9 protein-coding genes are annotated in these 11,012 nt (G+C 55.8%); 4 read left to right on the top strand and 5 right to left on the bottom strand.

The genetic code is table 11. The annotated features are described in order from the left end of the window. Nucleotides 1–102 precede the first annotated feature (102 nt). The 3 genes from rplQ (at nt 103) to bfr (ending at nt 2,731) form a co-directional block, all read left to right on the top strand. Nucleotides 103–489: a 50S ribosomal protein L17 gene (gene rplQ, locus Q1W15_RS14540; protein ID WP_016779185.1), complete on the top strand. Its 387-nt coding sequence runs from the start codon at nt 103–105 to the stop codon at nt 487–489. A gap of 173 nt (nt 490–662) precedes the next feature. After that, entirely contained in the window at nt 663–2,111 is a 1,449-nt protein-coding gene (locus Q1W15_RS14535) for a catalase (RefSeq protein ID WP_300729702.1), read from the top strand. 155 nt (nt 2,112–2,266) lie between these two features. Then, nucleotides 2,267–2,731, top strand: a complete 465-nt coding sequence (gene bfr, locus Q1W15_RS14530; protein ID WP_300729701.1) for a bacterioferritin — start codon at nt 2,267–2,269, stop codon at nt 2,729–2,731. Between the two features lie 116 nt (nt 2,732–2,847). On the opposite strand, the gene Q1W15_RS14525 is transcribed toward bfr, so the two are convergent. The 3 genes from Q1W15_RS14525 to Q1W15_RS14515 form a co-directional block, all read right to left on the bottom strand. Continuing rightward, nucleotides 2,848–3,777 (bottom strand): NAD-dependent epimerase/dehydratase family protein, encoded by a 930-nt coding sequence (locus Q1W15_RS14525; protein WP_300729699.1) that lies wholly within the window; start codon nt 3,775–3,777, stop codon nt 2,848–2,850. Continuing rightward, complete coding sequence (locus Q1W15_RS14520; protein ID WP_300729698.1) at nt 3,770–4,654, bottom strand: sugar nucleotide-binding protein; 885 nt, start codon at nt 4,652–4,654, stop codon at nt 3,770–3,772. The genes Q1W15_RS14525 and Q1W15_RS14520 overlap by 8 nt, the downstream gene beginning before the upstream one ends. Before the next feature lie 145 nt (nt 4,655–4,799). Further along, nucleotides 4,800–6,905, bottom strand: a complete 2,106-nt coding sequence (locus Q1W15_RS14515; RefSeq protein WP_300729696.1) for a mechanosensitive ion channel family protein — start codon at nt 6,903–6,905, stop codon at nt 4,800–4,802. Between the two features lie 282 nt (nt 6,906–7,187). Between Q1W15_RS14515 and Q1W15_RS14510 the strand changes: the two genes are divergently transcribed. Continuing rightward, nucleotides 7,188–8,831, top strand: coding sequence for an AarF/UbiB family protein (locus Q1W15_RS14510; protein WP_300729695.1), 1,644 nt, complete (start codon nt 7,188–7,190; stop codon nt 8,829–8,831). 83 nt (nt 8,832–8,914) lie between these two features. Here the strand turns inward: Q1W15_RS14510 and Q1W15_RS14505 are convergent, their stop codons facing one another. Next, nucleotides 8,915–9,439, bottom strand: a complete 525-nt coding sequence (locus tag Q1W15_RS14505) for a single-stranded DNA-binding protein (RefSeq protein WP_300729694.1) — start codon at nt 9,437–9,439, stop codon at nt 8,915–8,917. Between the two features lie 9 nt (nt 9,440–9,448). Continuing rightward, a complete protein-coding gene (locus tag Q1W15_RS14500) occupies nt 9,449–10,843 on the bottom strand; it encodes an MFS transporter (protein ID WP_300729692.1) in 1,395 nt (464 codons plus the stop codon). Nucleotides 10,844–11,012: the final 169 nt, after the last annotated feature.

The following is an 11,012-nucleotide window of genomic DNA, read 5'->3' as shown; positions in this document are numbered from 1 at the left end:
ATGCGCCTCGACAACTGGCCGCCTGCAAGTCTTAAGAAGGACGACAAGGCGACTGCCTGATCGTCGTAATCACCGAACGTTGTGTTTGGTAAGGAATGAACCATGCGTCATCGTAAAAGTGGTCGTCACCTGAGCCGCACTAGCTCGCACCGCAAGGCTATGTTTCAAAACATGGCAGTGTCGTTGTTCGAGCACGAGCTGATCAAAACGACTCTGCCGAAAGCCAAAGAGTTGCGTCGCGTTGCTGAGCCGCTGATTACTCTGGCCAAGATCGATTCTGTAGCTAACCGCCGTCTGGCTTTCGACCGTACTCGTTCGAAAGCAATGGTTGGTAAGCTGTTCAACGATCTGGGCAAGCGTTATGCAACTCGTGAGGGTGGCTACTTGCGCATCCTCAAGTGCGGTTTCCGCGCTGGCGACAATGCGCCTATGGCCTACGTCGAGTTGGTTGATCGTCCAGTTGGCGGCGAAGCTGTATCCGCTGAGTAAGACGTCAGTCTCTACAAAGAACCGGGCTTAATGCCCGGTTTTTTGTGCGCGTCTGATTATCATTTTCTATGGATCTTGATAATTTAATGCATTTGCCCGTATGAAGTTCATGGTCAATACTCCTTGTCAGCCGATTAGCCGGCAGCATCAAGACTGACTGAGGATGGATTAGCATGAGCCAGAAAAAAACGCTTACGACCGCCAGCGGCGCACCAGTTGCTGATAACCAGAACTCTCGTTCGGCTGGACCGCGTGGTCCGTTGCTGCTCGACGATTTTCACCTGATCGAAAAGCTCGCGCACTTCAACCGCGAAAATATTCCAGAGCGTCGTGTGCATGCCAAAGGTTCGGCTGCGCATGGTACGTTCACACTCACGCGTGACATCAGCCAGTACAGCAGCGCGAAGCTGTTTGAGGCGGTTGGCAAACAAACCCCAACCTTCTTGCGCTTCTCAACCGTAGGCGGTGAGCGTGGCTCTGCTGACACCGAGCGCGACCCGCGTGGTTTTGCTCTCAAGTTCTACACCGAAGAAGGCAACTGGGACATCGTTGGCAACAACACTCCGGTGTTCTTCATTCGTGACCCGCTGAAGTTCCCTGACTTTATCCATACCCAAAAGCGCTTGCCGCAAAGCAATCTCAAAAGTGCACAGATGAAGTGGGACTTCTGGTCGCACTCACCGGAATCGTTACACCAGGTCACCATTCTGTTTTCGGACCGCGGCATTCCCGATGGTTTCCGTCATATGCACGGTTTTGGCAGTCACACCTATAGCCTGATCAATGCGGCCGGTGAGCGTCATTGGGTCAAGTGGCACTACAAAACCAAGCAAGGGATCAAGAACTTGCCGCCCGAAGAGGCTGCTCGTCTGGCGGGTACTGACCCGGATTACGCACAACGCGACCTGTTCGAAGCCATTGAGCGTGGTGACTACCCAAAATGGCGTGTGTGCATGCAGATCATGACCGAGGCGCAGGCCGCGACTCATCGCGATAACCCATTTGACGTCACCAAAACCTGGTCGCAGAAAGAGTACCCGTTGATCGAAATCGGTGAGCTTGAACTCAACCGAAATCCGCTCAACTACTTCGCGGAAGTTGAACAGGCTGCGTTTGGCCCAAGCAATATGATTCCGGGTGTCGGCCTGTCGCCTGATCGCATGCTGCAGGGTCGTGTATTCGCTTATGCGGATGCACACCGCTACCGTGTAGGGACTAACCACCAGCACCTGCCCATCAACGCCCCGCGTGTACCTGCGCACAACTATCAGCGCGACGGCTCCATGGCCTATGGCAACAACGGGGGTGCTGCGCCTAACTACGAACCCAACAGCTACGCTGACGCGCCCAAGCAAGCCCCGCAGTATGCTGAACCGCCATTGGCGCTCAGTGGCACAGCAGACCGCTACGACCACCGTGAGGACACTGACTACTACAGCTACGCCGGTGCTCTGTTCCGCTTGATGAATGATGATCAGAAAGCCCTGCTCATCAACAACATCGCCGGTGCGATGGAAGGGGTCACAGAGGACGTTGTTCAGCGTCAGTTGCAGCACTTCCTCAAAGCAGACCCGGCCTACGGTGAAGGCGTTGCCAAAGCCTTGGGTGTAACCGTGAAGTAAGTCTAAGTGAGAAGCAGAACCGCCCTCAAATGGGCGGTTTTTGCGTTATTTAGGCTGGTTTTCTACGGAATTTAGCGTTTTTATTGCGATTGTTCCGTGACGTCTTCGCTGGCTTGGTTCACACTATGGTCTTTAAAGCAGGGAGATGTGCGGCGATGCAAGGGCACCCGGATGTAATCGATTACCTCAACACGTTGCTCACCGGTGAGCTGGCTGCGCGTGATCAGTATTTTGTCCATTCCCGTATGTACGAGGACTGGGGTTTCACCAAGTTGTTTGAGCGCATCAACCACGAAATGGAAGAAGAGGCACAACACGCTGATGCGTTGATGCGCCGGATTCTGATGCTGGAAGGCACACCGCGTATGCGCCCGGATGATGTGGACGTCGGTACCACGGTGCCAGAGATGTTTGCCGCAGACCTGCGTCTTGAGTACAAGGTACGTGCTGCACTGTGCACAGGTATCGCCTTGTGCGAACTGCACAAAGATTACGTGAGCCGCGATATGTTGCGCATTCAGTTGGCTGACACCGAAGAAGACCACACCTACTGGCTAGAGAAGCAGCTGGGTCTGATCAAGTCGATAGGCCTGGAAAACTACCTTCAGTCGCAGTTTTGAGTGACTGAAAACCTGAGCAAGCGGATTGACCGTCTTGGCCAGGCGCGTCGGTACAGGCGTCGCACCCTAGAAAAGCCCCTGCCATTTCACAATGGCAGGGGCTTTTTCATGATCGCTTACCGCCCGAGCAAGCGGGCCAGGCCTACGCTCATTGGCGTGGGTTCACTCAGAGTGAAGCGCTGCAGCAGAAGCTGGTTGTCGGCGCGTGAGTGGCGTATGTCGCCGGAGCGGGCAGGGCCATAGCTGACGGGGGGCAATTGGCCAACGACTTCGCCAAGCGCTTTCAGCATTTGATTGAGGCTGGTGGCTTGGTTCAGGCCAACGTTGACCGCGCCGGCTTCAACCTTGTTCAGTTCGATAGCTTGAACCAGAATCTTTACCAGGTCGCCTACGTACAGGAAGTCACGTGTTTGTTCACCGTCTCCGAAGACCGTAATCGGCAGGCCTTTTTCAGCGCGCTCGCTAAAAATGCTGATCACGCCCGAATAGGGCGAAGAAGGGTCCTGGCGGGGCCCAAAAATGTTAAAAAACCGGAAGATTACGGGTTCTAAACCATGCTCGCGACGATAGAAGTCCAGATAGTACTCGCTGGCCAATTTGTCCGATGCATAGGGGGTCAAGGGTGATTTGAGGGTGTCTTCGGCGATCGACTCGCCTTCGCCATTATTGCCGTAGACCGCAGCGCTGGAGGCAAAGACAACGCGTTTTACACCGGTTTCACGCATGGCTTCGCAGACGTTCAGCGTGCCGATGAAGTTGCTTTGGTGAGTGCGCACGGGGTCATCCACCGAGGCCTGTACCGAGGCTACGGCAGCCAAGTGAACCACCGCGTTGCAGCCGTGCATCGCTCTGGCCACAAGTGCGGCGTCTGCCACATCGCCTTCGATCAGTTCGACCTTGGGGTTATCCAGAGGCAGGTTGCTACGTTTGCCAGTGGATAAGTCATCAAGAACGCGTACGGCATAACCTTTGGTCAACAAGGCATCTACCAGATTGGACCCAATAAAACCTGCGCCGCCAGTCACTAAAACGAGAGCATCAACCATGACGATAAAACCTGTCCAATAAGGTCGGGAGCGCCGTGCGCCAGGCGCGCGGCTTTATCCCGAAAGTGTGTAGAATTTTTTTGCAGGCCAGCACGGCATGCTGAGGTTCTTCAGCCGCATCCGGGCGTGCTGCATGGGCCTGAGGAGTCGGCGCTTCAATCGCGAGCGGATGTAATGTGCGGGCTTCGGTCAGGATGGCTTGCCCCAGTGCGAGCGGCGTTGTCGCTTCATGCCCGGCGTAGTGGTAAGTCCCCCACAAAGGTGCCGCGCAATCGAGTTGCTTGAGTACCGAGATGATGACCCGGGCGGCGTCATCCACCGGCGTAGGGTTACCTCTTCGGTCATCGGCCATCAGCAACTCGCCAGTCTTTTCAGCTTGCGCCAGGAAACGTCCGAGCGTGCCTTCAGCGCTGTCATCAAGCAACCAGCCGAAACGCAGCAGCACGTGCTGTGGGCAAATGGCTCGCACACACTGTTCGATGCGCCACAAGGCCTGACCCCGTAACCCAAGTGGCACAGGGTCATCTTTTTCGCTGTAGGCTGTGGCCCGCGAACCATCAAACACACGATAGCTGGAGGGCTGCATCAATATGATGTTGTGGTGTTGGCACAGTTCGGCCAAGCGTTCGACGGCGTGTTCCTGGCTGGCCAAGCGAGCCTCGCTCACTGTTTGTGCCTGGAACCAGTCGAAGTAGTACGCAAGGTTGATGACCGCATCCGGGCGGGTGTCGTCCAGCAGTTGCGTCAGGCTCGCGGCGTCCCAACCGTCATGCGGCGGACGAGGGGCGAGGAAATTCACATCTTCCTCGGCACCCAGACGAATCAGCGCCTGCCCGAGAGCATTTCCGCCGCCCAATAACATAAGGCGCATTCGCATAGAGTGTGCAGGCTCAGTCTATTCAAAACGATGGTGTACATCGGGGGACCAACCGTAAAAGCTGTTGGCCATTATCAAGACATTCGTATTTTGCGGGTTTATGGGCCAGTCGTCACTGAGAAACTGCGCCCACCCCGCGCAGTGATCACCTTGGTTGCAGCGGTTGATCTGTCAGCAGTACCGGTGAGTGTCGCGGGTCAGTAACGGAACTGGCCGGCTCACGCAAAGGCATTAAAAGGCCCTGTGGATAATGTTGAGCAAAATGAACATCGTTCGACTTATCCACAAGCTTCTTAAGACGGGCATTAAAAGCGCGCCCTACGGTGTTCTGTGCACCGGACATGGTGCGAAATTGTGCAGTAATGGTTACACCATCCAGCGTCATGCTGTCGACGCCTAAAACGCTCAATGTTCCCTGCAGACTAAGGCTGAGCAAGGGGTCATCACTAATCTGACGGCCCGCCTCGCAGATCAGTTCCGTCGCTTTGTCCGTATCGGTATCGTAGGTGAACTGGATCGAAAAATACGCAAAGGCGAATTGGCGAGAATGGTTTATCACCGCTTTGATCTGGCCAAACGGGACGGAGTGAACAAACCCTCTGCTGTCACGCAAGCGCAAGGTTCGAATGGTTAGCCCTTCGACCGTTCCCGCATGGCTTGAATCGACAACCACCCAGTCGCCGACTGAAATAGTGTCCTCGATAATGATGAACAACCCGGTAATAACGTCCTGCACCAATTGCTGAGAGCCGAAGCCGATGGCCAGCCCGATGACGCCGGCCCCTGCCAGGAACGGAGCGACATTGACGCCCAGGTTCGCCATTGTGGTGATGGTGCATACCACCACTAGAACCACTTTAATCGCGTTGCGAAGTAACGGCAGAATAGTTTTGATACGCGTATTGGGCTCGTGGGTTCCGCGTCGGTTAGTTGTCGGCTCAAGGGCTTGCTGTATCGCAGTGTCAAGCACGACCCATGTCAGCCACGTCACCAGCAAGATCAAAAGAATATGCCCCAACGAATCGCTGATGACTCGGCCTGTGTGGCTATCAGAGGCAAACGCCAGTAGAGAAAAGCCCCAGATTTGCGCCAACAATTCAATGAACGTTACGGCAATGGCCACGCGCGACAGAGCGTACAGCACGTTCATCAAGCGCTCTTTGTAGATACTGGAACGCTGCCCTTGGGTGTTAAATGAATGGTGCAAAACCGTACTCAAAAACACGGTGGCGATCAGTAACCCTGATGTCAGCAGTGCGCTGCGTAGCGCGCGATCACTGTCTTCTCCCACTCTTAGCAAGTTGAGTGCAGACACCAATAGCATCAGCAGAATGGGCCAGTACCACAGCATGGAAAAAATGCGCAACGACTCCTGCAGTGCCGGCTGACCCAAGCGCTGTGCCAGGCCACGGTTACTGATCAAGTGCGCTATCGGGCGACGGAGCCGCACAGTGAGGTAGCCGAAAATGGCGCAAGCTATCAGCCCGGAGGATACGGATACGCAACTCGCAATGTTGTCGCCAACCTCCAGAATGATGGTCGAACTGTTCATTGCATCGCTAAGGGCAGAAAGAAAGCCGATCATGAACAAGGGGCGTTTGGCGTATGCCCGAATAATCTGAACGGCACGTCGTTTGTGTCCCACATAGAACATTGCCGTCAGCGATAGCACCAGCGCCACGCACAGCACGCCGGCACTGCTGGCATACGCCAGCGTTAACCCCAGCGAGCGACCGATCGATTCGTGCATAAACCGACTGGCGTAAAGCGTGAGGATGAACGTGATCAGAGCGGGAACTATGTAGGGCAAGGTATTGCCGACCAGAGACTGCAGGCGGGGTCGGTGGGTCACCCATCGGCTCATTTTCAGGTGACGTGACAGCCACCTCCCCGCCAGTACCAATACGACAAACACGCTGAACCAGATCGCCGATAATATGAAAAAGTCGGCCATCGCCCCCCAAGAGGGACGCGTGTAGGCCTGCTCAATCAGCACTCCGGCTTCGTCGAATGCGCGCTCCACCCTCAAACGCCAGATGCCCAGGAAGTCGATGCTAACGCCTAATCGCCCCTGAACTTCATCCATACCAGCGCCCAACGCGCCCAGTAAGCCGCCATCGACCAGCACCGGCGGCTTGCCATCGGACTCTTCAGCCTTCATGACCGACGCCAGCGTAGGCGCGGCCTGAAGCGCTCCACTCCCTGAAAGCACCAGAATGAGTAGTAACATCACTGATTTAAAATGAGACAAAACCGGGTAAACCTCCTGGAAACCGTAGGGGGTGATCGATATGCATTCGTGCAAGTCAACCCTGCCCGCCTCTTTTTGAGTTCAGCGTAGCCAATCCGTAGAAAGACTTCCCACGATGGCTGTAAAGCATTCTCACATGTTAATCAGACAAAGGCTGCTCAGAATCAACAAATCCATAGCCTTGGAAAGAGCCAGTAGCCGAGTAGGCTAGAGTTGAGAACGTACCGCCTGTGTACAGGTCATACATAACGAACAGTTGGTAACCCATCGGGAATGCTCCTCATGCTCGAATCGACTTGGGCTGCGCTCAAGCATCATCAACGGGTGCGGCAGATTGTGATCATCATCGCCAGTTTCGGTGCTCAGGATGTGTTGTATCGCTTAGGGCTGGGCGCTTTGTTGGGCGAGGCAGAGCGGGAGCCCAATCAGGTGAAAGAAGCGGGGACTCCGCGACGTGTCCGTCAGGCACTGGAAGCATTGGGGCCCACGTTCGTCAAGCTCGGACAAATCCTTGCCAGCCGTAGCGATATCTTGCCAGCCGCGTGGACCGATGAACTGGAAACCCTGCACAGCAGCGCTGCGACCTTGCCTTGGGAGCACTTGCAAGCCCAGGTTCTTGAGGATCTCGGCACTGGGTTGGAGCATGTATTCGCTGAATTCGACACCACTGCGCTCGCGGCGGCTTCGATGGCTCAGGTGTACCGGGCGCGGCTGCTCAATGGCGATGAGGTGGTCGTCAAGGTTCAACGCCCGGGCCTGCGCCGTAAAATGACTGCCGATCTCCAGCTGTTGGAAAGCATCGCGCAACTGATCGAGCAAACCGGCGAACTGGCACAATACCAGCCGCGCAAGATGGTCCGTCAATTGGCCAGGGCGATGCTGGAAGAGCTGGACTTCACCCAGGAAGGCCTTAATTGCGATGCCGTGGCGGCCAATTTTTTGCTGCAGCCGCACATTGTCATACCGCGTATTTATTGGGCTCATTCCAGCGAGCGATTACTGGTGCAGGAGTACTTGCCCAGCTACATGCCACTGGAGCGCAAGGCATTAATTGAGCAGGGGTTGGACCCGAGCGTGCTGGCCCGCCGTGGAGCTCGGGCCTTTATCAAAATGCTCTTGGAGGACGGGTTGTTCCACGGCGATCCTCATCCAGGCAACCTTAAGGCCATGAGTGATAATCGTGTCGGCTTTATCGATTTCGGCATGGTCGGTCGCCTGGACGAACGCAGGCGCTTGGAAGTGATGAGTTTTATGCGCGCCATGACCGAGGGCAACCGCGATGTGCTGGTGACGTTGCTGATTGACTGGAACAGCGATGGCGTACAGAACATGGCTGCCATCGAACAAGCCGCGAGTGAATACATGGCGCGGCACGGCGCTCAAGCACTGAACATGAGTGCGATGATTACGGACTTTCTGGAACTGATGCGTGAATACCAGTTGTTGCTACCGGCCGATCTGCTGGTGCTGTTCAAAGCATTGGTAACAGCAGATGGCGTACTCACGCGTCTGGACCCTCAGTTGGACCTTATCACTACAGCCAAACCGGCTATCGCCAAAATGCTCAAAGAACAACTGAGCTGGAAGATCGCCAAGCGTCTCGGGCTGGATGGCCTTGAATTGGGGCGCGGGTTGCTGGGCGAACTGCCGCAATTGACGCGGTTGCTGGTGAGCCGCCTCAAACACGGTGTGCTGGAAGTCCGTATGGACCTGCCGGGGCTGGAGCGTTTGGAGCGCTCCCTGAGGCTGGCGTCGACACGGCTGTCTCTGGCGTTGCTGGTGAGTGCGCTGGTCATTGCCTTCGGTCCGCAAATTGCTGCTGCTGGCCCGGTGTGGTTGGGTCTGCCACTTTTCAGTTGGCTGGCAGCGATCGCTACGTTAGGAGGGGTGATGGCGTTTTTGTGGAGCTTGTTCAAAAGTCCCTGAGTTACAGGCTTTGTGCGCAATAAAAAAGCGAAGCCATTTTCATGGCATCGCTTTTAGTGTTTACGGCTTGAGACCACAGCGCTTTAGAACGGAATATCGTCATCAAAGCTGTCGAAGTCCGGAGCAGGTTGCGGTGCCTGCTGCTGAGGGGCAGGGCGCGACTCGCGTTGTGGCTGTTGTTGCGCAGCCGGGCGTTGAGCCTGTGGGCGCGGTGCCGATTGCTGGTAGTTGTTACCGCCACCCTGGTTTTGCTGGTCGCCCTGTGGGCGGCCACCCAGCAACTGCATGGTGCCTTGCATGTCGACCACGATTTCTGTGGTGTAACGCTTGATACCGTCTTTTTCCCATTCGCGGGTTTGCAGCTTGCCTTCGATGTACACCTGCGAACCCTTGCGCAGGTATTCGCCAGCGATTTCAGCCACCTTGCCGAACATCGATACGCGGTGCCATTCGGTTTTTTCAACTTTCTGGCCAGTTTGCTTGTCTGTCCACTGTTCGCTGGTTGCCAGGCTCAGGTTGGTCACGGCATTACCGTTAGGCAAGTAGCGAACTTCGGGATCCTGGCCGCATGTGCCGACCAATATAACTTTGTTAACCCCACGGGCCATAACGTTCTCCTAGGCTGGGTGCGCTGTCGGCACTGGGTTGACCAGTTGCTCGAGCGTCGCGCGATCCAATAATTCGGTGTCCAATTTGATGTAGATGGCAGCTTCTTCAATCACGACAACTGCATCCGTAACCCCGGTAACGGCCTTTAGGCGCTCGACCAAGCCGGCTTCGCGGATCGCTTCGGGCGATAACGGCAAGCGCAGGCTCGTCACATAGGGAGGTTCGCGCATGGTAACAGCAAAGGCTAACCAGAGTGCAGCCAGACCTGCGGATCCCAAAAACACAAGTGATAGCCCCCCTTGTTGAAACATCCAGCCACCGAGGATGCCTCCCAGTGCCGCGCCGAGGAACTGGCTCGTGGAGTAAACCCCCATTGCCGTCCCCTTGCCGCCGGCCGGTGACACTTTGCTGATCAGTGAAGGCAGTGACGCTTCAAGCAGATTGAACGCCGTGAAAAACACCACAGTGCCAATGAGCAACGATCGCAAACTATCACCGAACTGCCAAAAGAATAGCTCAGTCAGCATCAACGTACCGACCGCTCCGAGTAAAACTCGTTTCATTTTGCGTTTCTTTTCGCCATAGATGATGAACGGGATCATGGCGAAAAAAGAAATCAGCAAGGCGGTCAGGTAGATCCACCAATGTTGCTCTTTGGGCAGCCCGGCCTTTTCGACCAGGGCCAACGGCAAGGCAATGAAGCTCGACATCAACATGGCGTGCAGCACAAAAATGCCCAGGTCCAGGCGCAGCAAGTCGGGGTGACGCAATGTCGGCATCAGGGCTTGCTTGGCCACGCCAGATTCACGGTGCTGTAGCGTCCCCGTCGAGCGCGGCACCATAAACATGATGATCACAATCCCTATCAGGGCCATGACCCCGGTCGCCAGGAACAACCCCGACAGGCCGAATGCGCTGGTCAGCAAAGGCCCTACAACCATCGCCACGGCAAATGACAAGCCGATGGTCATGCCAATCATGGCCATCGCTTTGGTGCGATGTTGTTCGCGCGTAAGGTCAGAGAGCAGCGCCATCACGGCGGCAGAAATGGCTCCTGCACCTTGCAGGACACGCCCGGCGATTACGCCCCAGATGGAGTCTGAGCCCGCTGCCAGTACGCTACCCAGCGCGAAGATAATCAACCCTAGGTAAATGACGGGGCGCCGCCCGATGCGGTCAGAAATAACGCCGAAGGGGATCTGGAAAACCGCTTGAGTCAAGCCATAAGCCCCTATAGCCAGACCAATCAGCGCAGGCGTTGCGCCGGCGAGGTCCATCCCATAGGTCGCCAGAACCGGCAATACCATAAACATGCCAAGCATACGGAAGGCGAACACCAGGGCCAGACCGCCTGCTGCGCGGGTCTCGCTGCCACTCATGCGTTCGCTGTGGGGATCGTGCATGGATAAACCTCATGTGAACCGGCGGCGATTCTACCAGTCCCATCGAGTAACAGCACACACACGAGCCATGCGCGACGCTTTGTCACGTTAACGTTATAAAGACCCTGATAGACATCGTGCCATCAAGGCCTGCACAGTTTTCACGCAGATCCGTATACTCATTCGTTTA

Origin of the sequence: Pseudomonas sp. (assembly GCF_030150285.1) — a bacterium.
GTDB lineage: Bacteria > Pseudomonadota > Gammaproteobacteria > Pseudomonadales > Pseudomonadaceae > Aquipseudomonas.
The sequence above is the reverse complement of the archived record's forward strand: the minus strand, read 5'-3'. Positions and strand labels throughout refer to the sequence as shown.